Source organism: Mycobacterium sp. (genome assembly GCF_035633495.1).
Lineage (GTDB): Bacteria > Actinomycetota > Actinomycetes > Mycobacteriales > Mycobacteriaceae > Mycobacterium.
Map to the genome: position 1 here is coordinate 1 of NZ_DASQEU010000157.1, position 22,461 is coordinate 22,461.

General features: G+C 66.9%; 22 protein-coding genes and 3 pseudogenes. 13 read left to right on the plus strand and 12 right to left on the minus strand.

Going from position 1 to position 22,461, the window contains the following annotated elements:
- The 7 genes and pseudogenes from VET27_RS23145 to VET27_RS23175 form a co-directional block, all read left to right on the plus strand.
- Positions 1-719: MFS transporter (locus VET27_RS23145; protein WP_526521940.1), on the plus strand; the 719-nt coding region annotated here is incomplete at its 5' end.
- A 106-nt stretch (positions 720-825) separates the two neighbouring features.
- A complete protein-coding gene (locus tag VET27_RS23150; protein ID WP_526521941.1) occupies positions 826-1,077 on the plus strand; it encodes a hypothetical protein in 252 nt (83 codons plus the stop codon).
- 215 nt (positions 1,078-1,292) lie between these two features.
- Positions 1,293-2,450 carry a glycoside hydrolase 5 family protein gene (locus VET27_RS23155; RefSeq protein ID WP_526521942.1) on the plus strand — a complete coding sequence of 386 codons (1,158 nt, stop codon included), beginning with the start codon at positions 1,293-1,295 and terminating at the stop codon, positions 2,448-2,450.
- 91 nt (positions 2,451-2,541) lie between these two features.
- Complete coding sequence (locus tag VET27_RS23160; protein ID WP_526521943.1) at positions 2,542-3,372, plus strand: LLM class F420-dependent oxidoreductase; 831 nt, start codon at positions 2,542-2,544, stop codon at positions 3,370-3,372.
- Between the two features lie 9 nt (positions 3,373-3,381).
- Complete coding sequence (locus VET27_RS23165) at positions 3,382-4,098, plus strand: NUDIX hydrolase (protein ID WP_526521944.1); 717 nt, start codon at positions 3,382-3,384, stop codon at positions 4,096-4,098.
- 167 nt (positions 4,099-4,265) lie between these two features.
- Positions 4,266-4,814, plus strand: a pseudogene (locus tag VET27_RS23170) (S1C family serine protease); the annotation flags it as partial.
- Between the two features lie 118 nt (positions 4,815-4,932).
- Positions 4,933-5,577 carry a TetR/AcrR family transcriptional regulator gene (locus VET27_RS23175; protein WP_526521945.1) on the plus strand — a complete coding sequence of 215 codons (645 nt, stop codon included), beginning with the start codon at positions 4,933-4,935 and terminating at the stop codon, positions 5,575-5,577.
- 74 nt (positions 5,578-5,651) lie between these two features.
- On the opposite strand, the gene VET27_RS23180 is transcribed toward VET27_RS23175, so the two are convergent.
- Together VET27_RS23180 and VET27_RS23185 are read right to left on the minus strand one after the other, a co-directional pair.
- Positions 5,652-5,903 (minus strand): hypothetical protein, encoded by a 252-nt coding sequence (locus VET27_RS23180; RefSeq protein WP_526521946.1) that lies wholly within the window; start codon positions 5,901-5,903, stop codon positions 5,652-5,654.
- 38 nt (positions 5,904-5,941) lie between these two features.
- Complete coding sequence (locus tag VET27_RS23185; protein WP_526521947.1) at positions 5,942-6,193, minus strand: hypothetical protein; 252 nt, start codon at positions 6,191-6,193, stop codon at positions 5,942-5,944.
- Positions 6,194-6,551: 358 nt separating this feature from the next.
- On the opposite strand from VET27_RS23185, the gene VET27_RS23190 reads away from it, so the two are divergent.
- Positions 6,552-7,388, plus strand: coding sequence for a cutinase family protein (locus VET27_RS23190; protein WP_526521948.1), 837 nt, complete (start codon positions 6,552-6,554; stop codon positions 7,386-7,388).
- Positions 7,389-7,408: 20 nt separating this feature from the next.
- On the opposite strand, the gene VET27_RS23195 is transcribed toward VET27_RS23190, so the two are convergent.
- Complete coding sequence (locus VET27_RS23195) at positions 7,409-9,079, minus strand: alpha-amylase family protein (RefSeq protein WP_526521949.1); 1,671 nt, start codon at positions 9,077-9,079, stop codon at positions 7,409-7,411.
- 5 nt (positions 9,080-9,084) lie between these two features.
- A complete protein-coding gene (locus tag VET27_RS23200) occupies positions 9,085-9,516 on the minus strand; it encodes an LLM class flavin-dependent oxidoreductase (protein WP_526521950.1) in 432 nt (143 codons plus the stop codon).
- Here VET27_RS23200 and VET27_RS23205 point away from each other — a divergent pair.
- The 3 genes from VET27_RS23205 to VET27_RS23215 all read left to right on the plus strand — a co-directional run bounded on the left by VET27_RS23205 (position 9,506) and on the right by VET27_RS23215 (position 14,361).
- Entirely contained in the window at positions 9,506-9,757 is a 252-nt protein-coding gene (locus VET27_RS23205; RefSeq protein ID WP_526521951.1) for a hypothetical protein, read from the plus strand. The two genes, VET27_RS23200 and VET27_RS23205, sit on opposite strands and share 11 nt — an antisense overlap.
- A 147-nt stretch (positions 9,758-9,904) precedes the next feature.
- Positions 9,905-14,032 carry a SpoIIE family protein phosphatase gene (locus VET27_RS23210; protein ID WP_526521952.1) on the plus strand — a complete coding sequence of 1,376 codons (4,128 nt, stop codon included), beginning with the start codon at positions 9,905-9,907 and terminating at the stop codon, positions 14,030-14,032.
- Entirely contained in the window at positions 14,032-14,361 is a 330-nt protein-coding gene (locus VET27_RS23215) for an STAS domain-containing protein (RefSeq protein ID WP_526521953.1), read from the plus strand. Before VET27_RS23210 ends, VET27_RS23215 begins: the two co-directional genes overlap by 1 nt.
- Positions 14,362-14,386: 25 nt before the next feature.
- Here the strand turns inward: VET27_RS23215 and VET27_RS23220 are convergent, their stop codons facing one another.
- On the minus strand, positions 14,387-14,944 hold the full coding sequence (locus tag VET27_RS23220; RefSeq protein WP_526521954.1) for a TenA family protein: 558 nt from the start codon (positions 14,942-14,944) through the stop codon (positions 14,387-14,389).
- A 14-nt stretch (positions 14,945-14,958) separates the two neighbouring features.
- Positions 14,959-16,197, minus strand: a complete 1,239-nt coding sequence (locus VET27_RS23225; protein WP_526521955.1) for a cysteine desulfurase-like protein — start codon at positions 16,195-16,197, stop codon at positions 14,959-14,961.
- Positions 16,198-16,330: 133 nt separating this feature from the next.
- Here VET27_RS23225 and VET27_RS23230 point away from each other — a divergent pair, with 133 nt between their 5' ends.
- Positions 16,331-17,332, plus strand: coding sequence for a glycosyltransferase family 4 protein (locus VET27_RS23230; protein WP_526521956.1), 1,002 nt, complete (start codon positions 16,331-16,333; stop codon positions 17,330-17,332).
- Positions 17,329-19,032, plus strand: coding sequence for an alpha-glucosidase (locus VET27_RS23235; RefSeq protein ID WP_526521957.1), 1,704 nt, complete (start codon positions 17,329-17,331; stop codon positions 19,030-19,032). Before VET27_RS23230 ends, VET27_RS23235 begins: the two co-directional genes overlap by 4 nt.
- 28 nt (positions 19,033-19,060) lie before the next feature.
- Here VET27_RS23235 and VET27_RS23240 read toward each other — a convergent pair whose 3' ends face one another.
- From VET27_RS23240 to VET27_RS23265, 6 genes and pseudogenes are all read right to left on the minus strand, one after another.
- The gene (locus VET27_RS23240; RefSeq protein ID WP_526521958.1) at positions 19,061-19,990 is read right to left on the minus strand and encodes an NAD(P)/FAD-dependent oxidoreductase; all 930 of its coding nucleotides are present in this window, start codon (positions 19,988-19,990) and stop codon (positions 19,061-19,063) included.
- Between the two features lie 9 nt (positions 19,991-19,999).
- On the minus strand, positions 20,000-20,188 hold the full coding sequence (locus VET27_RS23245; RefSeq protein WP_526521959.1) for a hypothetical protein: 189 nt from the start codon (positions 20,186-20,188) through the stop codon (positions 20,000-20,002).
- A gap of 275 nt (positions 20,189-20,463) precedes the next feature.
- Positions 20,464-20,694, minus strand: coding sequence for a hypothetical protein (locus VET27_RS23250; RefSeq protein WP_526521960.1), 231 nt, complete (start codon positions 20,692-20,694; stop codon positions 20,464-20,466).
- A 156-nt stretch (positions 20,695-20,850) separates the two neighbouring features.
- Positions 20,851-21,201: pseudogene (locus VET27_RS23255) on the minus strand (alpha/beta hydrolase family protein); the annotation flags it as partial.
- Positions 21,201-21,770: pseudogene (locus VET27_RS23260) on the minus strand (FAD-dependent oxidoreductase); the annotation flags it as partial. The pseudogenes VET27_RS23255 and VET27_RS23260, both read right to left, overlap by 1 nt.
- A gap of 125 nt (positions 21,771-21,895) precedes the next feature.
- A complete protein-coding gene (locus VET27_RS23265; RefSeq protein ID WP_526521961.1) occupies positions 21,896-22,324 on the minus strand; it encodes a DUF4189 domain-containing protein in 429 nt (142 codons plus the stop codon).
- Positions 22,325-22,461: the final 137 nt, after the last annotated feature.

Consider the following 22,461-nt stretch of genomic DNA (forward strand, 5'->3'; position numbering starts at 1 on the left):
GCTCGATGGACGAGTCGCTCAGCGAGTCGTACCTGGAGGCGGTCCGCGAGGGCAAGGACCAGGCCGCGGGATCGCTGAAGGCGTTGTTCACCACGCATTGGCGCCCGCTGCTACTCGTCTTCCTCATCACCGCGGGCGGGACGGTCGCGTTCTACACCTACACGATCAACGCGCCCGCAATCGTCAAGTCCACCTTCGGGTCCGACCGGGCGTTGACCGCGACGTGGATCAACCTCGCGGGCTTGATCTTCCTGATGCTGCTGCAGCCGGTCGGCGGGCTCATCAGCGACCGGGTCGGTCGCAAGGTTCTCCTGGTGTTCTTCGGCGTCGGTGGCGTGCTCTACACCTACGTGTTGCTGACCTATCTGCCGCAGGCCACCTCACCGTTGATCGCCTTCGCGCTGACGGCCGTCGGGTACGTCATCCTCACCGGCTACACGTCGGTCAACGCGATCGTCAAGGCCGAGCTCTTCCCCGCCGAAATCCGGGCCCTCGGCGTGGGATTGGGCTACGCGCTGGCGAACTCCGCCTTCGGTGGCACGGCGCCGCTGCTCTTCCAAGCGGCCAAGTCCGCCGACCGCATCGGCTCGTTCATCTTCTACGTCACCACGGTGATCGGCGTCAGCCTGCTGGTGTACATCTTCGCGTTGAAGAACAAGGGGATCACCACGCTCGATCGCGAGCAGGGGAGCGCATGGGCGGCGCCGTCCGCTCGATGACGCCGACGGTGTGGACCGCCGTCGAAACCGCAACAGTGTCCGCCGCCCGTGGTTGGTGGTTAGATTGCCTTATCTAATCGCGCGACGGTAGGGGAGTCGGACATCCATGAGGCTGATCAAGACAGTCTTCGCCGTCGGTGTCATCGTGGGCGGACTGTCCGCCGGAGTACTGGGCGCGGGCGTTGCCAGTGCCGATCCGGCGCCGCCGCCGGGGTACCCCGTCGGGGATCCACCGCCCCCGGGAGCGCCGAAGAAGCCGCCGCAGCCGGTCTGGTCCCCCAACACGCCGGTGGTATGGGAGCAGCTCGGGTATCGCTGGGGCGTGTGGATCAACGGCAGTTTTCTGCCGCTGTACTGAGTGCGCTCACTCGAGTCGAGCCCCGCGGGTGAAGTTCACGTAGCGTGGTGCGTGGCGTCGGCCGTGCAGTAGGTGACCACGGTGTCCGCCGCCTGCACTGATTCTTCATCATTCGCGCTGCGTTAATGCGTTGCGCGTCAATGTCTTCCGTCGTCCGACTGGCATGACCGGACCGGGTGACGACGGTCGACGTTCCCAACTCGAAGGATGACAGCTTGGTTGCAGATCGCGTAGTACGTCGTCGGACCGCCCTCAAGGTCCCGTTGCTTCTCGCAGGAGGCGCGGCGATCACGCCGACACCCCGTGCCTCTTCGGCCGGCAGGGGTAGGTGGTCGGTCGACCGCGCCAACAGTTGGTATCGGGCGCAACGGCGACCCGTCGGCGCGAACTACATCCCGTCGAACGCGATCAACCAACTCGAGATGTTCCAGCGGGACACCTACAGTCCTCAGCGCATCGATGCCGAGCTGGGCATGGCTCGACGCCTGGGTTTCAACACCATGCGGGTGTTCCTGCACGATCTGCTGTGGGCCCAGGATCGGCACGGTTTTCTACGACGTCTGATGCAGTTCGTGGCCATCGCGGCGCGGCACGCCATCAAGCCGCTGTTCGTCTTCTTCGATTCCTGCTGGGACCCGCACCCGAGGGTCGGTCCGCAGCGCGCGCCGGTACCCGGCGTGCACAACTCCGGGTGGGTGCAGAGTCCCGGTGCCGAGCGTCTCGGCGACCCGCGCTACGGCAGCGTTCTGAACGACTACGTCACCGGAGTGCTGAGCCAGTTCCGCAACGACGAGCGCGTCCTGGGGTGGGATCTGTGGAATGAGCCCGACAACCCCGCCAGCGTCTATCGCAAGGTGGAAAGGACGGAAAAGGACGACCTGGTCGCCGCTCTGCTGCCGCAGGTCTTCCAGTGGGCGCGCGACGTCGATCCCGCTCAGCCCTTGACCAGTGGCGTCTGGCAGGGAAGCTGGGCGGACCCGCGACAGCGCAGCACGATTGCCGGCATCCAACTCGACAACTCCGACGTGATCACGTTCCACTCCTATGCCAAGCCGGCCGACTTCGAGTCCAGGATCGCCGAACTCGCGCCACTGCAACGACCCATCCTCTGTACGGAGTACCTGGCTCGCTCGCTGGGTAGCAGCGTCGAGGGGATCCTGGCGGTGGCCAAGCGGCACGACGTCGGCGCGTTCAACTGGGGTCTGGTCGCAGGCAAGACGCAGACCTATCTGCCGTGGGATTCATGGGATGACCCCAGACCCGCGTCGTCGCAAGTGTGGTTCAGCGATCTGCTGCAAGGCGACGGACGGCCCTACCGGGACAGCGAGATCCGCGCGATACGCAGCCAGACACCCCTGGCCCGCGCCAAGTGAGAACCGAGGTCATCGTGTTGGCCGATCGCGACGGGGGAATAGCCTGACTGAGCTGTGTTCCGACCCGTGACGTCGACAGATGAGGATTCACATGAAATTCGGGATATCCACGTTCGTCACCGATGACGGCATCGACACGGTCTCGCTGGCCCGCGCGATCGAGGAGCGGGGTTTCGATTCGCTGGCGATCGCCGAGCACACGCACATTCCGGCCAGTCGGGAGTCGGCCTACCCGCTCGGTGGCGAGCTGCCCGACATCTACTACCGGACGCTCGACCCGTTCGTCACTCTGGCCGCCGCAGCAGCAGTGACCTCCAAGATCGAACTGATCACCGGGATCGCATTGCTCATCCAGCGCGACCCGATCGTCACGGCGAAGGAGGCCGCGAGCATCGATCTGATCTCCGGCGGTCGGTTCGTGTTCGGCGTGGGCGCGGGCTGGAACATCGAGGAACTGCGCGACCACGGCACCGACCCGAAGACCCGCGGCGCGCTGCTGGACGAGCGCATCGAGGCCATCAAGGCGCTGTGGACGACCGAACCCGCGGAGTACCACGGCAAATACGTCGACTTCGACCCGTCGTACCTTCGGCCGAAGCCGGTCCGGAAACCGCACCCACCCGTCTACATCGGCGGCGCCTCTAAAGCCACCGTCAAGCGGGTGATTCGACACGACGCCGGCTGGATCTCCAACCCGCTTCCCGTGGAGGCGTTGGCCAAGTTCATCGGTCTGATGCGCGACGGCGCCGGACGCGACGTCCCGCTGGCGATGTTCGGCACTCCGACCGACCCCGACTACTGGCGCGCCGCGCAAGACCTGGGGTTCGGGCAGTTGGGCTTGTTGCTGCCCACCAAGCCGCTCGACCAATCGCTCCGGCTGCTCGACGAATACGCCGCAAAGGTGGAGCAGTACCGCAGTTAGGGTGCAGCGGTGACCATCACCTACGACGAGGCGCTGTGCGCACGGGTCCAGCAACATCTGGCGGGTCACCGACGTCGTGAGGTAACCGATCCGACGAAGCGGCACGCCGCCGTTGCGGTGGTGCTCGTCGACTCCGATCTCGGCGAGGACAGGGTGGACCCGGCGCCCGTGGACGACTGGATCGACGGGCGGCCAATGGAAGCCGGCATGGACGGGCGTATGGTCGACGTGTCAGGTGGTGCAGCTTTCCTGTTGTGTCGCAGGGCATCTCGACTGCGATCTCATGCGGCGCAATGGGCACTGCCCGGCGGCCGGGTGGATGAGGGCGAGACCGCTGTCGACGCCGCACTGCGGGAGCTGGATGAAGAGGTGGGCATCGAGTTGTCCGAAGCCTCCGTGCTCGGTCTACTCGACGACTACCCGACGCGGTCTGGTTACGTCATCACGCCGGTGGTCATCTGGGGCGGCGCACGGCTCGACATCCGGCCCGCGCCCGACGAGGTGGTGGCCGCCTATCGGGTGGGTCTGCACCAACTGCAACGCGACGACTCGCCGCGGTTCATCGCCATCCCGGAGAGCCCACGACCCGTCGTGCAGATTCCCCTGGGCAACGACCTCATTCACGCGCCGACGGGCGCCGTGCTTCTGCAACTGCGCTGGCTGTGCCTGGAGGGACGCCACGACCCGGTCGACCAACTGGAGCAACCGGTGTTCGCCTGGAAGTAGGACCGCGCTACTGCCGGCGCAGGATCTGATGGAGCCGAGCGGCCTGACGGGTCAGGTGGTCGCGCTCGGCGAGGTTGGGGGCGCTGGCGGCTGCCTCGGTGTATAGCTTCGCCGCCGTGACGAGGTCCCGGTCCTGTTCGCGAAGGAACGCGGCCGCTGCGCGATGGCGGGGTACGGCCGGATCGAACTCGGAGAGCGGTCAGTCCGGCGCAGGCACCGTCCGCCTGACCGACCGCGACCGCACGGCGGCCAACCCGGGTAACTCCGGGGGTGCTCTGGTGAACATGAATGGCGAACTGATCGGTGTGAACTCGGCCATTGCCTCACTGGGCGGCGGCGGCAACTCGTCTGGCCCACAGAGCGGTTCGATCGGGCTCGGCTTCGCCATTCCGGTGGACCAGGCCAAGCGGGTCGCCGACGAGCTGGTCTCCACGGGGACGGCTACCCATGCGTCGTTGGGTATGCAGCTCGGCAATGACGCCACTGCCCCCAGTGCTGCGATCGCCGAGGTTGTCGACGGAGGGCCCGCTGCGACGGCCGGCGTGCCAAATGGCGTGGTGGTCACCAAAGTGGACGAACACGTCATCGACAGCGCGGAGGCGTTGGTCGCGGCGGTGCGGTCGAAGGCACCTGGCGACCAGGTGACGCTGACTTACCTGGACCCGTCGGGTTCGAGTCAGACCACCCAGGTCACGCTGGGCACGGCGCAGCAGTAGGCGGGTTGCCGCGTTCGTCGCGGGCAGGCCGTGGGCGGTGCCCGCGACTCGCGAGCGCGGCGTGGAACCTGATGACCGAGTTGGACTTCAAAGTCCAAACAGGGGCTACAGTTGGACGATGCCGCCATCCAACGAAGTGTCGCGGCCGAAGCTGACGTCGCGCGGCGCTGCTACGCGCAACCGCATAGTGGTCGCCGCGGCCGAGTTGATGCACGTGCGGGGCGTCGCGGCGACGACCATCGACGAAGTGCTGGCCGCCAGCGCCACCAGCAAGTCGCAGTTCTACCAACACTTCGACGAGAAGACGGACTTGGTGTACGACGTCATCACCGTTCGCGCCGAAGAGGTCCTGTCGTGGCAGCGTCTGCGCCTGGAGAAGGTGGACTCGTTCCGCGGCATCTACCAGTGGCGTGATGCCATGGTGCAGCGTTGTTCGTTGCGTCGCGGGCTGTGGGGTTGCGAACTCGGGTCGCTCGCGGCGGAACTGTCGGACAGCGACGACAAGGCCCGCGTGGCCTTGGCCGCGCACTTCGCCGAATGGCGGGCGATCCTGGCAGCGGCGTTGGAGAGGATGCGCGACAACGGCGTCCTGAGGGCCGACATCGATGGGCCGGCGCTGGCCACCGGACTGTTGGCGGCATTGGAGGGGGGTTATCTGCTCTCGCAGACCGCCCACGATCCGCGGTTGATGCAGACCGCGTTGGACTCCGCGATCGACCACATCAAGTCGTTTCGACCGCGCGGTGCCGGGCTGACGGACTAGCTGGTCACGAATTGGACGAGGCGGGCCAGTCGAATGACTGGCCCGCCTCGTTCGAACCGATGACGACCTTCGGGCTAGCCGGTGTGGTTGGTACCGGGCACTCCGGTCGGAGCCGGCGGCGCCTTCACGCCCGGGCTGAAGGAGTTGCCGCCGCTCGGGTTGATGCTCTTCTCGGTCGGTGTGACCGAAGGAGCGGTGGTGGTCGTCGTCGTGGTGCTCGACGGGCTGGGTGATTCGCTTCCGCCGCAAGCGGTCAACGCTCCCATGGAGATGAACGCAGCGACGCCGAGGCCCGCGGCGACGCGGCGAGTGTTTCGACTGGGCATGGAGCTGTCCTATCCCGTGCTATCTGGAGGTCGATGGATCAGTTGTCGTGGGTGCCGGGGATGGCGGTGGGTGGCGGCGGTGCCTTGACGGGCGGGGTGAAGAGGTTGCCACCGGTGGGGTTGATGCTCTTCTCGGTCGGAGTGACCGACGGCGCGGTGGTCGTGGTGGTCTCCGTGGTGCTGGACGGGCTGGGGGATTCGCTTCCGCCGCAAGCGGTCAACGCTCCCATGGAGATGAACGCAGCGACCCCGATTCCGGCGGCGACGCGGCGGGTGAACCCACTGTTCATGATCAAAATCCTATCTATGCAAGCGGGGAAACCTGAGAACTAGGGAAACTGAACTATATCGTCCAGAACGGTTTTGCGTCAAGACGAAATCCGCAGGACGGGCACGCTCAACCGCGGCTGGAAACCCTCTGTTCACAGTGCGATCCGACGCCGTCGACCGCTGACGTCACCCCGCGGCGCCGTTCGGGTCGGAGGCCAATCAACGGGACTCCTTAGTCCAGAGTCATCGCGCGCCTGCCTCGAACGTCGCTCGCGCACCGGTAAGTCTGTAACGCCAGGTGACCATCGGGACGATCAACCGACTGACGCGGCGGCGTAACCACACACCCGCTGCCGCGAGGGTTGGAGGGAACTCGTCGTGATTCGTCGTTTGGGATTGGCCGTTCTGGTGGCCGGCGTGGCCGTGGCCGGACTGTCCACCGGCACCGCCGTCGCCGCGCCCGCGTGCGCCGACTACCACTGGCTCGGCGCGGCCGGGTCGGGCCAGCGTGACGGTGCGGGCCTGAGCACCAATGGCGGCATGGGCGGCGTGGTCTACCAGTCCTACCTGCAACTGCGCGACGACTTGGCCGCCAACGGTCAGACCATCAGCGCCGAAGCCGTTCAGTACCCCGCGGCGCCGGTCCCGTTGGAGGGTGGCCTGGGGGGCTGGATGGGCTTCATGGACAGCGTCGACGCCGGCACCGACGCCACCGCCGAACAGTTCGACGCCTTCACCGCGCGCTGCCCGAACACCAAGGTGGTGCTCGCCGGCTACTCGCAGGGCGCCATGGTGGTCCACCGCAACCTGCACGACCTGGCCGACGATCCCCACGTGGCGGCTGCGCTCTTGATCGCGGACGGTGACCGCTTGCCCACCGACACCACCCTCAACATGGGGTCGACGGCCGTCACCCCCAGCGCGGGCAAGGGCGTTGCCCAGGAGCACTCATTCTTGGCGTCGGCTCCCACCGCGGCGCTCCCGCCCGAGATCGGCACGCGCACCGTCAGCGTCTGCGACGTCGGCGATCCAGTGTGCGACGCCGGCCCCGACGCCGACACCGACGCGTTGTCGCCCGCCGCCCTCGCAATTCACACGGGGTATGCGCCCGGGGACAGCGGGGGGCACGACTGGGTCACGCCGCTCTACGCTCTGGTGACCAGCGCAGGCGCAGTGCCGACGACCGCCACGGAATTGGCCGCGCAGGGAGCCTGACGCGCGTCCCGTCGTGCAGATCAGATGATCGGCTCGTCGTCCGGTCGCCGCAGCCGCAGCCATCGGTAGCCGTAGGGACCCAGACCGAGCTCGGTGCGGCCAGAGGTGTCGAGAGGATGCTCGACGAGGCCATCGAGAAGGTCGACCAGGACAGAACCCGGCGGCGCGTCCGTCAATTCGATTGGCACCAGGCAGCTGTCGGCCCCGAAATTGTGCAGAGCCAACATCTGCCACCCCGACTCCTCGCGGCACAGATGCGCCAACACCGCCCGATTGGGCTGCTTGAGCACCTCGGCGGTCGACCATCCGATCTCCGGCTGCTGCCGATAGGTGTAGATGAGATCGCGGATGAACCACCAGAACGACTGGTGGTCGTGGCGCTGCGCGGCGACGTTGACCCGCTCGGGACCGAAGAGGCCGTCGGGCAGAGGGCGGATGACCCTTCGCTTCAACGCCGACGAGAAACCGCCGTTGGCGCCGCCCGTCCACTGCATCGGGGAGCGAACGGCCAATCGCCCTGGGATGTCGAGGTTTTCACCCATCCCGATCTCCTCGCCATAGAACAAGACGGGGCTACCCGGCAGGGAGAAGGCCAGTGAGTAAGCCATCCGCATTCGGCGCTCGTCTCCACCGACCATGGTCGGCAGCCTTCGGCGCAGCCCGCGGTCGTAGAGCTGCATGTCGGGGTCCGGGCCGAACGCGTCGAAGACCTCCTGGCGCTCGGCGTCGCTCAACTTGTCCAGGGTCAGCTCGTCGTGATTGCGCACGAAGTTGGCCCACTGACTGGTGACGTCGAGTTCGGGACGCTGGCGCAGCACCCTGGCCAGCGAGCGCGCGTCACCGCGGGCCAGCGAGAGATAGACGTTCTGCATGCCGATGAAGTCGAACTGCATGTTGAGCCCGTCGCCGTCGGGCCCACCGAAGAACTTCTTCTGGTCCTTGTACGCGACGTTGACCTCCCCGAGGAGCACCGCGTCACCGACCCGGCGAGTGACGAAATTCCTTACATCGCCGAGGTATTCGTACGGATCGAAGACACCCGGATCGCCGGGCACGCCGTCCTTGGCGAACAGGAAGGGAACCGCGTCGATGCGGAATCCCGCTACGCCGAGTTCGAGCCAGAAGCCCAGCGTGCGCGAGATCTCCTCCTGCACCTTGGGATTCGCGATGTTCAGATCGGGCTGATGCTTGTAGAAGTGGTGTAGGTACCACTCGTTGGTCTTTGGGTCAAGCTCCCAGATGCTGCCCTCCTGATCGGGGAAGACGACGTCCTTGGGGCTCGACTTCGGCTCGGTCGCGCTCCACACGTAGTAGTCGCGGTACGGGTCGTCCTTGCTGCGTCGAGCAGACTTGAACCACGGGTGGGCGTCGGAAGTGTGGTTCATGACGAAGTCGATGATCACCCGGATTCCGGACGAGCGTGCCGTGCGCACCAACTCGACGAAGTCGCCGAGATTGCCCAGCCGCGGATCCACGCCGAAGAAGTCGATGATGTCGTAGCCGTCGTCCTTCTGCGCGGTCGGATAAAAGGGCATCAGCCACAGACACGTCACGCCGAGGTCGGCGAGATACTCGATGCGATCGGCCATCCCGCGGATGTCGCCGGTGCCGTCGCCGTTGGAGTCGTAGAACGTCTCGACGTCCGCGCAGTAGAAGACGGCGTTCTTCCACCACAGATCGCCGGTGTCCATGCTCCTCATGCCATCGCCGCCGTCGTCGCAGGAGCGGTCGGTGAGAGTTGGGGTAGCACGTGCGCGCCGAACGCGTCAATGAACTCGGTCTGATGCTGGCCCACGAAATGCAGGTACAACTCGTCCCACCCCTGCTCGACGTACTCGGCCAGCCACTCGGCGTGCTGCGCGAGCGTCGCGATGGCCTGGGCGATGATGACCGGGTGGTAGCGCTGCCCCGGCGCATTCACCACGCCGAACGGCAGGTTGGTGGTGGCCAATGCTGCGCCGAGGAATGACCAGGCGAATCCCGACTCGTTCTGGCGAACGCTCCATGGACTGAGGTGATCCGATGACATGCCCGCGGTGAAGCCTGCCCGTTCGGCGTGCTGCACGTCTTGGAGCAGCCGTGCGGGACTGATCTGCTCGTGAGAACAGTGGAATCCGATGACCGTCATGGTGGGGGCATACCCGTTCTGCCTGATGCTTACGTCAACGTCAGATTCCCCGCCGTTTGGCAAGCGCCGAGCGACTCCGCTCGCCTTCTACAAGCACAATGGGGAGGTTGTGGGGCTTCGCACCCGTGGAGCCGAGTCGACCATGATTGGTGAACTGGTGAAGATCCTCACGGTGGCGATGCGCGACTATCCCCTGGCAGCCAAGATGGTGGCGACCCACTTCGTCGTTTCGGTCGATTGAGCCGGGCTGGCTCGAGCGACGTGGTGGGAACGTGGCGGGGAGGCGTTCTCCCGCAAAACGCCGGCGAGGTGAACATGGTGCATGTATGTCTTAAGGCCACGACGCCGGCCGTCCAGCACGACGCGGAAACGACGTCTCCCGAGACTAATGGCGAGAGGCATACCGGTGGTCTTTCGCGCTGACGATGAGATCGGTCGCGATCTTGCCGTGGTCGACTGGGCGTCCACCTCACTCGGGCCGCCGGACGGATGGCCACAAAGTCTTCGCACGGCCGTCAGCATCCTTCTGTCGTCGCAGTTTCCGATGTGGATGGCGTGGGGCCCGGATCTGACGTTCTTCTGCAACGCCGCCTACCGCCGCGACACGCTGGGCAAGAAGTACCCCTGGGCGCTCGGCCGGCCGGCCAGCGAGGTGTGGTCGGAGGTCTGGGACGACGCCCGTCCCCGCATCGAACACGTCCTGTCGACGGGGGAGGCGACGTGGGACGAGGGCCTGTTGCTCTTCCTGGAGCGGTCGGGTTACTCCGAGGAGACCTATCACACGTTTTCCTACAGCCCGCTGCGCGAGGAGGACGGGCGCTTAGTCGGCATGCTCTGCGTGGTCAACGAGGACACCGACCGGGTGATCGGTGATCGGCGCATGGCGACGCTGCGCGACCTGGGCTCCGATCCGAGCGTCGTGCGCACCGAGCGGCAGATGCTGGACTTCGCCGCCGACCAGCTCGCCGGCAATCCGTACGACCTGCCCTTCACGTTGACCTACCTGTTCGACGACGACGGTATCGCGCGACTCGCCGGCGTCAGTGGCATTGCGCTCGGGCATCCGGCGGTACCGGAGTCGCTCCCCGGCGAGGGCCCCTCGGTGTGGCCGGTCGACAAGCCCTCGCGCGGGGAAGCCGAACTGGTCGAGCTCGACGGCCGTTTCGTGGATCTGCCCCCCGGCGCCTGGTCGGAGCCGCCCGCTCACGCCCTCGTGGCGCCACTGTTGCAGCAGGGCGGCGCGCCGGTCGGGTTACTTGTCGCCGCGCTGAACCGCCACCGTCCGCTCGACGAGGGCTATCGCGGGTTCGTCGAACTCGTCGCGGGGCACATCGCCGCCGGGGTTGGCAGTGCGCGCAGTTACCGGGCGCAGCAGCAGCGAGCCGAGGAACTGGCCGAGTTGGACCGTGCGAAGACGGCATTCTTCTCCAACATCAGCCACGAGTTCCGCACCCCGCTCACGCTGATCCTGGGTCCGGTCGACGAATTACGCAGCCGGGCAACCGGACTCGACGAGCAGGCTCGCGACGAGCTGGAGCTCATCCATCGCAACGGCTTGCGACTGGCCAAGCTCGTCAATACGCTGCTCGACTTCTCCCGGATTCAGGCCGGGCGGATGCAGGCCCGGTTCGAGCCGGTCGATCTGTCGGCCTTCACGGCGGAACTGGCCAGCGTGTTCCGTTCGGCGGTCGACCGGGCCGGGCTGACGTTCGCCGTCGACTGCCCGCCGCTGGACGAACCCGTGTACCTGGACCGCGACATGTGGGAGAAGGTGGTGCTGAACCTGCTGTCCAACGCGCTGAAGTTCACCTTCGAGGGGTCCATCTCCGTGCGGGTTCGTCGCGACGACGGTGGTGCGACCGTTACCATCGCCGACACCGGCATCGGAGTCTCGGCCGCGGAGATGCCCCGGCTCTTCGAGCGGTTTCACCGCATCGAGACTGCACGCGCACGGTCGACGGAGGGTAGTGGCATCGGGCTGGCTCTCGTCCGCGAGCTCGTCGGACTTCACGGCGGCACGATCACCGCCGACAGCCGGGAGGGCGCCGGCTCCATGTTCACCGTCCGCATCCCCTTCGGGTCGGGGCATCTGGCGGCCGACGAGCTGTCGTCGCCACTGGGCACCGGCGCGAGCGCGGGCGTCATCGCGGAACCGTATGTGCAGGAAGCGTTGAGCTGGCTGCCCACCGACCCGGGCTCCCCGACCTCCGATGCGCCCACCCCGGCCGGTAGCGGCGACGGTCGGGTCCGGGTATTGGTCGCCGACGACAACGCCGACATGCGTCACTACTTGACCAACCTGCTGCGGACCGCCGGCTATCAGGTCAGTGCCGTCACCGATGGCCTGCAGGCGCTCGACGCCATTCGCGGACAGGAACCGGACCTCGTCATCACTGACGTCATGATGCCTGGACTCGACGGGCTGCAACTGCTCGCGGCGCTGCGAAGCGATCCGCGGACCGTCGCTCTGCCCGTCCTGCTGCTGTCGGCTCGCGCCGGGCAGGAGGCGTCCATCGAGGGCCTGCAGGCCGGCGCCGACGACTACCTCGTCAAGCCGTTCGCGGCCGCCGAACTCCTCGCTCGGGTTCGCGCCAACGTCGAACTCGCCCGGCTACGCAACCACCATGCCCGTTGGCGCACAGCGCTGGTGGACTCGCTGCAGGAGGCCTTCTTCGTCTGCGACGAGCACGGCACCGTCGTCGAGATCAACACGGCGTTCGCCGACATGCTCGGCTACGGTCCCGAGGGCCTGCCCTACCCGGCCGTCCCCCCGTGGTGGCCGGACGCCGAGACCGACCTGGAATCGTACCGGCAGGTCGAAACGGCATTCGCAGGACTGCTCGACAAGAGCCACGGCACCTTCACCGCTCCGGTGACTCACCGGGACGGCCACCGCGTGTGGGTCGCGGTCAACTTCAACCACGCCGAGGATCCCGATACGGCGCGGCGGGTCATGGTCGGCACCTTCCGGGACGTCACGGCCGAGCACTACGCCGTGCAACGCCAAAGCGCGCTCGCTGCGCTCAATCAGCAACTGGCGCAAGCCGACTCGCTGGACGACGCCCTGCGGGGAGCCATCGAGGAGCTCCGAGCGGTGTGGCAGGCGCGACGCGTCCTGGCCGTGACGTTCTCCAGCGCTGCCCCTGCGGGTGCCGTCCCGTCAGAGGTGATGTGCGTGGGCGACGACGTCGGATGGGCCGAATTGTCATCGCGGCAGCAGGAACTGATCGAGTCGTTGCGTGACGCCGACCTGCTCACCACCGTGACCGGGGACGCGGGGGCCGCGGGCATCGCGCTGCAACATCCCCGAGGAGTGCTCGTCGTGTGGGTCGAGTTGTCCGAGCAGCGGCCGTTCACCCCAAGGGACCACACGCTGCTCAGCGTGCTGGCCGGGCGACTGGGTCAGGGACTGCAGCGCGTCTACCAGCTGGACGAGCAGCGCGAAACCGCCGTGGCGTTGCAGCACGCGATGCTCGGGCCGGTGAATCTGCCCGCGGGCTTCGCCGTGCGTTACCACCCCGCGAGCCGCCCGCTACAGGTCGGCGGCGACTGGTACGACGTCGTCGATCTCGACGACGGCCGTTTCGCGCTGATCGTCGGTGACTGCGTCGGCCACGGCTTGGGTGCTGCCACCGTGATGGGGCAGCTGCGCAGTGCCTGCCGCGCACTCTTCCTCGAACAGTCCGCCCCCAGTGCCGTCCTCGCCGGGATGGACCGCTTCGCGGCGCGGCTGGCCGGTGCCCGTTGCACCACCGCCTTCTGCGCGGTGCTCACGCTCGACACCGGTGAGCTGGTTTACTCCAGTGCAGGTCATCCGCCGCCAATCATGGTGCAGGCCAACGGAACCATCACCATGCTGGAAGGCGGTCGCGGACTGCCCCTGGCACTGCGTACGGGCCAAATGCGACCCGAAGTCCGGATGACGATGCCCGCACGCTCGACGCTGTTGCTCTACACCGACGGCCTCGTCGAACGCCGCGGCAGCTCGATTGACGACGGGATGGCACTAGCAGCGGACCTCGTGCAGGACGGCCGTTCGTTGGCACTCGACGACGTCGCCGACCACCTCATGTCACGGCTCGAGCCAGGAGGCGGTTATCCCGACGACGTGGCCGTGCTGCTGTACCGGCAACCGGCACCCTTGGCTGTGAACTTCGCCGCCGATGCCAGCCAACTGGCCCCGAGCCGTGATGCGTTGCGCAGCTGGCTCACTCAGGCGGGGGTCAAGCCCGATCAGATTCACGACGTGCTCACTGCGACCGGGGAGGCCGTCGCGAACGCGATCGAACATGGCCACCGCGATCGACCGGAGGGCACCGTCTCGTTGCAGGCGATCGCGTCGTTCGACCGGTTGGAGGTGACGGTCACCGACACCGGACAATGGAGGCAGCCGCGGGAGGTGGCCGACATCGGCCGCGGCCGCGGGATGGGTCTCATGCGGGGCCTGATGGAAGACTTCACGATTCACACCGACGACGTGGGAACCACGGTTCACTTGCACGCGAGGATTACTTGATGGCCACACCGCTCACCCTGAACACCGATCGTGACGCCGACGGGGAGCCCCGTGTGGTGGCGGTGGGGGAGATCGACCTCAGCAACATCGACGTGTTCACCGAGGCGCTCGCGACCGCGAGCGCGGGTACCCGCAGGCCCATCACCGTCGACATGAGCGCGGTCAACTACCTCGACAGCGCCGGCATCAACGTGCTGTTCGACCACGCCGACGAAGTCGATCGCCTGCATCTGATCGTGCATCCGTTCCTGATCCGCGTCCTGACGATCAGTGGTCTCAGTGAGATCGCGACCGTCGAGCCGGCATCCGTTGCGGCAGAAAGCGAATAGGCAGCCTCCAACGGACTGCCGGTTCTCACGTCAGCGCCATGTCCCAGAACGCCACCTCGAGAGTGAGCACCTCGCCCACCAGATCGTCACGTCCGCCCGGAGTCGCGAGCGCGCCCAGTGCGTCGACGTATTGCGCGAAGCCGGCATCGGTCCAGTGGTCCACGAACTCGCCGAACGGCGTGGTGCTCGACGCTGCTGACGACCATGCCAGCAGGTACACCCGCTCGAGCACCGACAGCGCCGTGATCGCAGCGTCGTAGGGCGCGGAGTCCAGCCGACGAAGAAGGTCCCGGTAGGCGAGCGTCGCCGGGAGCGCGGGTTGCCCCACGTCGATTCCGCGACGCGCCGCCTGCGCCTCGAACCAGTCCAGTTCCGCGACCAACGCGACACATCCACCGGCTAGCACGGTGTGCGCGGGTCGGGGTGCGCGCGCCAGCAGTCGGGCCTGGAACGTCAGCAGGTCGCCGACGAACACCGCGTCCTGAGCCAGCCATCGGTCGAATGCCGTGGCGGTGATGGTGCCCTCGCGCACCGCGTCGAGAAACGGATGGTGGGTGGCAGCGGTCCACAACGGCTCAAGCACGCCCCGCAGAGTAGTCACGATTCACGGCAGGCGGCAGCGAGTGCGTGGAGGAGACGGTCGACGTCGTCGGTTGTGTTGTACGGCGCCAGCCCGACCCGCAGCCCACCCGCCTCACCCAGCCCGAGCCGTCTCGAGGCCTCGTAGGCGTAGAACGAGCCGGCGGGTGCGTTGACGTCCTGCTGGGCGAGCGCCGTGCTGACTTCCGCGGCGGCCCGGTCGGCGAAGGTGAGGAGCAATGTCGGGGTTCGGCGTGCCGCCCGGGAGTGGATGCTCACTGCCGGTAGCCGTCGCAGGCCCGCCTCGATCCGCAGCCGAAGCGCGTCCTCGTGCTGCTCGAGGGCGCGCATACCGGCGACGATCCGGCCACGGCGGGTGCCGGTGGCACTCGTCATGCCCGCGAGGAAGTCGATCGCGGCGGTCGCGCCCGCCATCAGTTCGTACGGGAGGGTGCCCAGTTCGAATCGCTCGGGCACCCGATCCGTGGCGGGCAACAGCTTCGCGGGCTGCAGGTCGGCGAGAATCTCGGCCCTGCCCACGACGACGCCGCAATGCGGACCCAGGAACTTGTACGGCGAGCACGCGAAGAAGTCGGCGCCGAGATCGCGGACGTCGACCACGCCGTGCGCGGTGTAGTGCACGCCGTCGACGTAGAGCAATGCCCCCACGGCGTGCGCGCGGGCGGCGATGGCCCGCACGTCGGGCATCGTTCCGATCAGGTTCGACGCAGCGGTCACGGCGACCAGGCGCGTGCGTTCGCTCAGCAGTGCCTCGACGTTCTTCACGGACAGTTCGGAGGTCGCGGGGTCGAAGTCCACCCACCGCACGACCGCGCCCGCGGCGGCGGCGGCGATCACCCAGGGTCGGACGTTGGCATCGTGGTCGAGCCGGGTCACGACGACCTCGTCACCGGGCTCCCATTGCGTGGACAGCGTCCGCGCCAGGCCGAAGGTCAGGGCGGTCATGCTCCGCCCGAAGATCACCTCGTCGGGGTCGGCATTGGTCAGATCGGCCAGCGAACGCCGGCACTGCACGACGATCTCCTCGGCGTTGCGCGCCGCGGTCGTCATGTGTCCGCGATTGGACAGCGGCCGGAGCATGGCATCGCGAACGGCGTCCGCCACGACGGTCGGGGTCTGCGAGCCGCCGGGCCCGTCGAAGAAGGCGGCGCCATCATCGAGCGCGGGGAAATACCCTCGGATCGCGTCGACGTCGAACGCCGAACTCTCGGTGGCACTGTCGAATGGGCCCGTCACGGGCCAAGTCTCCCACCGTTGCTCGATGCCGACTCGTCTCGGTAAACGAGCGGATGGGCGATCGGGTTAGGGTGAGCACATCCACATTCCTGGGCGCGACGTCGCCGAGCACGGCCCGATCCGAGTTGCCGTCTTGGCGCCGATCGCGTGGCGCACGCCGCCTCGCCACTACGGCCCGTGGGAGCAGTTCGCGTCCCTGCTCACCGAAGGACTCGTGGCGGCAGGCCACGACGTGACGCTGTTCGCGACGGGTGACTCGATCACCACGGCGAGGCTGCGCTCGACCGCGCCGCGAGGATGGTCGGAGGACCTGACCGTCGACGCCAAGGTCGCCGAGTGCCTGCACATCGCCTCGTTGTTCGAGCGGGCCGACGAGTTCGACGTCATCCACAACGGGTTCGACTTCCTGCCTCTCACTTACGGCGATCTGGTGGCCACCCCGGTGGTGACCACCATCCACGGGTTCTCCTCCGAGCGGATCGTGCCCGTCTACGAGCGCTATGACGGCACCTCCGCTTACGTGTCGATCAGCGACGCCGATCGCCACCCGAGGCTGCACTACGCCGCGACGATCCACCACGGCATCGACATGAACCAGTTCGCGGTCCATCCCAGTCCCGGCGAGCATCTGCTGTTCTTCGGACGGATCCACCCCGACAAGGGCACCGCCCACGCGATCGAGGTCGCCCGCCGCTGCGGGCGCAGGCTCGACATCGCCGGAATCATTCAGGACGAGAGTTACTTTCGCGAGGAGGTCGCCCCGCACCTCGACGGCCAGCACGTGCGCTATCTCGGTGCCGTCGAGGCCTCGGAGCGCGCCGAGGTACTGGGAGGTGCGCACGCACTACTGCACCTGATCGACTTCGACGAACCGTTCGGTTACAGCGTCGTCGAGGCGATGGCCTGTGGCACCCCGGTCGTCGCCAACGCGCGAGGTTCGATGGACGAGTTGATCGAGCACGGCGTCACCGGCTATCTGGTCGATGACATTGCTTCGGCGGTGACCGCGGTCGCTGCGGCCGGCGAGCTCGACAGGGTCAACATCGCCAAGCTGGCCGCCGAACGCTTCACCGTCACCGCCATGATCGACAAGTACGTCAAGGTCTACCGTGACGTGATCGTTGGCCGGAAATGAATGCGCCGCAAACTGATTGGTGGAAGTCCGCCGTCGTCTACCAGATCTATCCGCGGAGCTTCGCCGACTCGAACGGCGACGGGTTCGGTGATCTGGCCGGCATCATCGAGCGGCTCGACTATCTCCACGTGCTCGGGGTCGACGTGATCTGGCTGTCACCGATCTACCGCTCACCGCAGGCCGACAATGGCTACGACATCAGCGATTATCGCGACATCGATCCGATGTTCGGCACGCTGGCGGACTTCGACGAACTGCTGGCGCAGGTCCACGAACGCGGCATGAAGGTGATGATGGACCTGGTGGTCAACCACACCTCCGATGAGCACCCATGGTTCGTCGATTCGCGCTCCTCACGAGACAGTCCCAGGCGGGACTGGTACGTCTGGCGCGACGCCCGCGACGGTGCCGTGCCGAACAACTGGGGCTCGTTCTTCGGGGGTACGGCGTGGCAGTGGGACGACCCCACCGACCAGTACTACCTGCACCTCTTCGACCGCAAGCAACCGGATCTGAACTGGCGGAACCCTCAGGTACGCAGCGCGATCCACGACATCATGCGGTGGTGGCTGGACCGCGGCGTCGACGGGTTCCGCATGGACGTCATCAACTTCATCTCCAAGGCCGAGGGGCTTCCCGCTGTACCGGCGATCCCGGCGCAGCGGTTCGTCATCGCCTATGACGGCTTCGCTGACGGACCGCAGGTGCACGAGTACCTGGCCGAGATGACCCGCGAGGTCTTCGCCGGCCGCGATGGCGAATTCATCACCGTCGGCGAGATGCCGGGGGTGACGCCCGAAAACGCCCGGCTCTACACCGATCCCGCTCGGGGCGAACTGAACATGGTCTTCCAGTTCGAGCACGTGGGCCTCGATCAGAGCCCGACCAACAAGTTCGACTACCTCGGCCACGATCTGCTCGCCCTGAAGACGTCGCTGTTTCGGTGGCAGGCCGCGCTGGCGGACATCGGTTGGAACAGCCTGTACTGGAACAACCACGACCAGCCACGCGTGGTGTCCCGGTTCGGCGACGACGACCCGGACCATTGGGCCGCTTCGGCGAAGGCGCTGGCCACCGTCCTGCACGGCATGCGTGGCACTCCATACGTCTACCAGGGCGAAGAGATCGGAATGACCAACTACCCGTTCCGATCTCCGCAGGATCACCGGGACGTCGAGGCCGTCAACTACGTCAAGGAGGTGCTCGAGCGTGGCGGCGACGTGGGTGCGGCACTGGCCGGCCTAGCCAAGGTCAGCCGCGACAACGCCCGCACGCCCATGCAGTGGGACGCCGGGCCGAACGCCGGCTTCACCACCGGCCAACCATGGCTGCCGCTCAACCCCAACTACGAGCGGTTGAACGCCGAAGCCCAGACCGGCGACGAGGACTCCGTGTTCGCGCACTACCGGGCGCTCATTCGGCTGCGCCATGACCTACCCATTCTGACGGAGGGCGACGTCACGCCGCTGATGGCCGACGATCGGCAGATCTGGGCCTACGTCAGAAGCAGCCCGGACGGCAGACTCCTCGTGATCGCCAACTGCGGACGAGACGCCCGGACCGTGGACGTCGGCGCGGAATGGATCTCGGGCCGCCTCCTGCTCGCAAACCTGCCTGACACGCCGGCCGTGCTGGCGTCGACGTCCATCCGCCTGGCCGGCTGGGACGCGCGCATCTACACCGCCTCCGATACGAGCTGACGGCGCCACTGACTCCTGTGGTTGGAGGTCAGCACCCCAGCCGTGTGGCGAGCGCAGTACCGAGTCGGTGCCCCGACAACCACGCCGACTCGATCCGCGGCGCTCCCGACGGGCACCACGGGTCGCCGCACAGGCCCAGCGGACGGCCCGCTCTCGTGATCAGTCCGAAGGGCTCGTCACCATGGTTGGCAACGGGTTTCGCGAACGTCCAGCGGTGCGCACGCGTCCACTCCGGCTCCGCGGTGACGTCCAGGACGCGCCGGAGCGCGGCGAGCACGGGTGCCACCGCCCCGTCCGGCGTCTCGAGGTGGGCCCGGGCTCGCTGCGCCGTCGTGTGGGCAACGAGCACGGCCGCGCCGTCGCCCCGTCGCGATCCGTCATCGGCGACCGTGGTGACGTCGGCGTCGTCGTTGACGAACGCGGCGTCCGTGATGGGCCAGCACCGTTGCGCCCACCCCGCCACGACGGTGACGACGGGTTCGTAGTCGACCCAGTCGACCGCGTCGGGGGCGAGCCGGGCGGCCTGCGGATCGGGCATTGCCAACACGACCGCATCGTGGTCCAACCCTTCCAGGGCGTCGACGGCGCCGTCGGCGCGAATCTCGTCGGGCAGGGCCGCCCGGACGAGCGATCGCAGACCGTCGGGCGTGGCATAGCGCATCGGGCCCGACGTTCGGCGGTGGCCGTCGGCCGAGAACACGTCGAAGGTGTCGGTCCAGTCGCGTGCCAACCCCTGCACCGTCCACGCCTCGACGATCGGGACGAAGTCGGGTTCCTTGGCCGTGAAGTACGCCGCACCGATGTCGACCCTTCGACCGTGCAGCACCGGCGAGGCCATTCGCCCGCCGGGAGCACGGCCCCGTTCGATCACGTCGACCGCGATCCCGTGTCCGCGCAGCGCAGCCGCACACGACGCCCCGGAGAGGCCGGCACCGACGACTGCGACACGGGGCGACATGATTCCAAGCTAGCCCTGCCGGGCCACCAGGTTCGGAGGTCGGCCGACGACGACGACGGCCGCATCCACGTGCTCGGGCGGCCACGGTTCACCGGGCCGGTAGAAGGCGGGGTCGACACTGGCCGAGCGCGCCGGCAGTTCGAGGCCGAGGTCGTCGGGAACGAGGACTTTCAGTCGTGGCTCACCGGGAAGTGTCACGCCGTCCCACGCTAGGCACCCTGGCGCGAAGGCGTCGAATCAGGGGCCCGACGGAAATGGCAAACCATTACCTACCCGGATTCTGCGTGCGGCGCCACGACTTCATAGATGACTCATAGAATTGCGACTGGTGGCGTTCGTATATTACGAATTCAACGCTGTGAAACCATTCGAATGCAGATGGGAGAACCGCGGAGACGATTGCCTTGCATCGTCTCCGCGGTCGCGGGTGGCGTGGCCCCCATTCAGTGTGTCAGCTAGCCATCGGCCATGGCTCACTCGCCCAAGTACTCCTCCGGCGACGAGGACTGGCCGTAGCTGCGCGGCTCCGACACCGTCGGGGGTTCTGCCTGGATGGAGACGTGTCCGGGTCGTTCGTTGGTCGTGACCACGCCTGCGCCGTTGCTTCCGGTGACGGGGATCGCGGCGGCCGCAATCGGCGCCGCAGCAATGGCGCCGGCGGCAGCGGCGGCCAGGAGGATGGGTGTGAGGAAATGGATTCGCATTGTTGCTCCTATAGCTTGCAGAGTGATTCGATTGATTTGTATCCAGCGATTCGAATCCGATGAAGAAGTTCGGTTCACTGGTGACGAATTCAAATCTAATGAGCCTTCGAGCGAAAGGCTCATTGTTCATACGAACCACAAATATTCGGCCCCGCATCAGAGATAGGGGTCGGCCCAGGCGCTGACGATGCGGGCCGCCCGTGCGGCCTGGTTCTTCCCGGTGAGCAGGTGGTCGGCACCCTCGAGGGAGACGAAGCTGCGCGGATGCCGGGCGGTACGGAAGATGTCACTCGCGTTGGCGATGCCCACGGTGTTGTCGGTCGGTGAGTGCATCACCAGAAGCGCCCGGCGCAGGGTGCGGATCCGCTCCCGCAGGTCGGCCGCACGGACGTCTTCGATGAAGTGCTTCTTGAGCGTGAGGGCCTTGCCGCCGACGAGGAACGGCGCCTCACCCTCGATTTCGATTCGGTGGACCAGGGCGTCGTAGTTGTGCTCGACGTGCGCGGGCCGATCACCCCTGCTCCCACGACGACCATCGACGTGGGGATGAAGTCCAGGTTGACGATCTCGTCGGAGTCCAACACGCGTTCGTCATCGAAGTCGACACCGTCCGGCCGACGAGGTGTCGTGCCCGTCGCGATGACGATGAATTCACCTGTCAGCGTGCGATGTTCGGCCTCGATGGGCCCTTCGACCCTGACGGTGTTGGCGTCGAGGAAGCTTCCGTGACCGGTGAACAGGTCGATGTGGTTGCGCACCAGTTGGTCGCGTATGACGTCGACTTCCCGCTTGATGACGTGCGACGTGCGTTCCTGCAGATCGGCCGGGGTGATCTTCTCCTTGACGCGGTAGCTGGCGCCGTACAGCTCGCATTGGTTCATGCCCGTCAGATGCAATACCGCTTCGCGAAGGGTCTTCGACGGAATGGTGCCGGTGTTGACGCAGACCCCGCCGAGCATGTGACCGTGCTCGACCACCGCGACCGTCTTGCCCAGTTTGGCCGCGGCCACGGCCGCCTTCTGACCACCGGGGCCGGAGCCGATCACTATCAGGTCGTATTCAGTAGCCGTCGCCATCGAGATCGGATACCCAAATCTGAGCGGTCGATCATCGGGGTCGGAACGCGCGGTCCGCGGCGAGCGGGGCGGGATTCGACAAGACTCGAAGCCCGCCCCGACCTCCCGACGAATCGTCTAGCGGCTCAACGCACGACGCACTGGTTCGCCTTGATCGTCCCCGAGTTGAAGAGCCCGAGCCGGGCGTCGCTGTTGGCTGCGGCGTAGCTGGGTCCGATACCGCCGAAGAAGCGTGTGCCGTCGATCGCCAACGCAGCGCAGCTGTTCTTCGCGACGACGACGACCTGGCAGTCGCGAGCCTTCGAGCTGCACCGATAGACCGCCTCGTTGGACGCGGCCTGCTTGGTCGTGTTGATCGACACGCCCGTGAACTGGATGCTCGGCCCGTATGCGATCGCGACGTAACGATCCGATGCCGGCGGGGGTGCGGGCACCGTCGTCGGCGACGCGCCTGCCGTGGCCTGGCCGGCCATCGCCGCCAGCCCGGCGCCGGCGCTGACGAGCAGGGCTGCTGCGGCGAGGCGGCGACGTGAGGCGGTCTGGGTGGTGGTCATGTCGATCTCCTGAGGTGGTCGCCGCCCCCTTTGGGCCGCGTTCACCAGCTAGGAGGTTTTGACCCCCACACTTCGCACACTTTTTTCGAGCCGTGCCCCGACTGTGGGCGTTGTCGTCGAGAATCTCGAGAATCCTC

What these genes read in the sequence shown, in the direction of transcription:
- VET27_RS23150 (WP_526521941.1), top strand. Translation starts at nt 826, where the DNA reads ATGAGGCTGATCAAGACAGTCTTCGCCGTCGGTGTCATCGTGGGCGGA.
- VET27_RS23160 (WP_526521943.1), top strand. Translation starts at nt 2,542, where the DNA reads ATGAAATTCGGGATATCCACGTTCGTCACCGATGACGGCATCGACACG.
- VET27_RS23175 (WP_526521945.1), top strand. Translation starts at nt 4,933, where the DNA reads ATGCCGCCATCCAACGAAGTGTCGCGGCCGAAGCTGACGTCGCGCGGC.
- VET27_RS23180 (WP_526521946.1), bottom strand. Translation starts at nt 5,903, where the DNA reads ATGCCCAGTCGAAACACTCGCCGCGTCGCCGCGGGCCTCGGCGTCGCT.
- VET27_RS23185 (WP_526521947.1), bottom strand. Translation starts at nt 6,193, where the DNA reads ATGAACAGTGGGTTCACCCGCCGCGTCGCCGCCGGAATCGGGGTCGCT.
- VET27_RS23195 (WP_526521949.1), bottom strand. Translation starts at nt 9,079, where the DNA reads ATGGACACCGGCGATCTGTGGTGGAAGAACGCCGTCTTCTACTGCGCG.
- VET27_RS23205 (WP_526521951.1), top strand. Translation starts at nt 9,506, where the DNA reads ATGACCGTCATGGTGGGGGCATACCCGTTCTGCCTGATGCTTACGTCA.
- VET27_RS23200 (WP_526521950.1), bottom strand. Translation starts at nt 9,516, where the DNA reads ATGACGGTCATCGGATTCCACTGTTCTCACGAGCAGATCAGTCCCGCA.
- VET27_RS23210 (WP_526521952.1), top strand. Translation starts at nt 9,905, where the DNA reads ATGGCGAGAGGCATACCGGTGGTCTTTCGCGCTGACGATGAGATCGGT.
- VET27_RS23215 (WP_526521953.1), top strand. Translation starts at nt 14,032, where the DNA reads ATGGCCACACCGCTCACCCTGAACACCGATCGTGACGCCGACGGGGAG.
- VET27_RS23235 (WP_526521957.1), top strand. Translation starts at nt 17,329, where the DNA reads ATGAATGCGCCGCAAACTGATTGGTGGAAGTCCGCCGTCGTCTACCAG.
- VET27_RS23240 (WP_526521958.1), bottom strand. Translation starts at nt 19,990, where the DNA reads ATGTCGCCCCGTGTCGCAGTCGTCGGTGCCGGCCTCTCCGGGGCGTCG.
- VET27_RS23250 (WP_526521960.1), bottom strand. Translation starts at nt 20,694, where the DNA reads ATGCGAATCCATTTCCTCACACCCATCCTCCTGGCCGCCGCTGCCGCC.
- VET27_RS23265 (WP_526521961.1), bottom strand. Translation starts at nt 22,324, where the DNA reads ATGACCACCACCCAGACCGCCTCACGTCGCCGCCTCGCCGCAGCAGCC.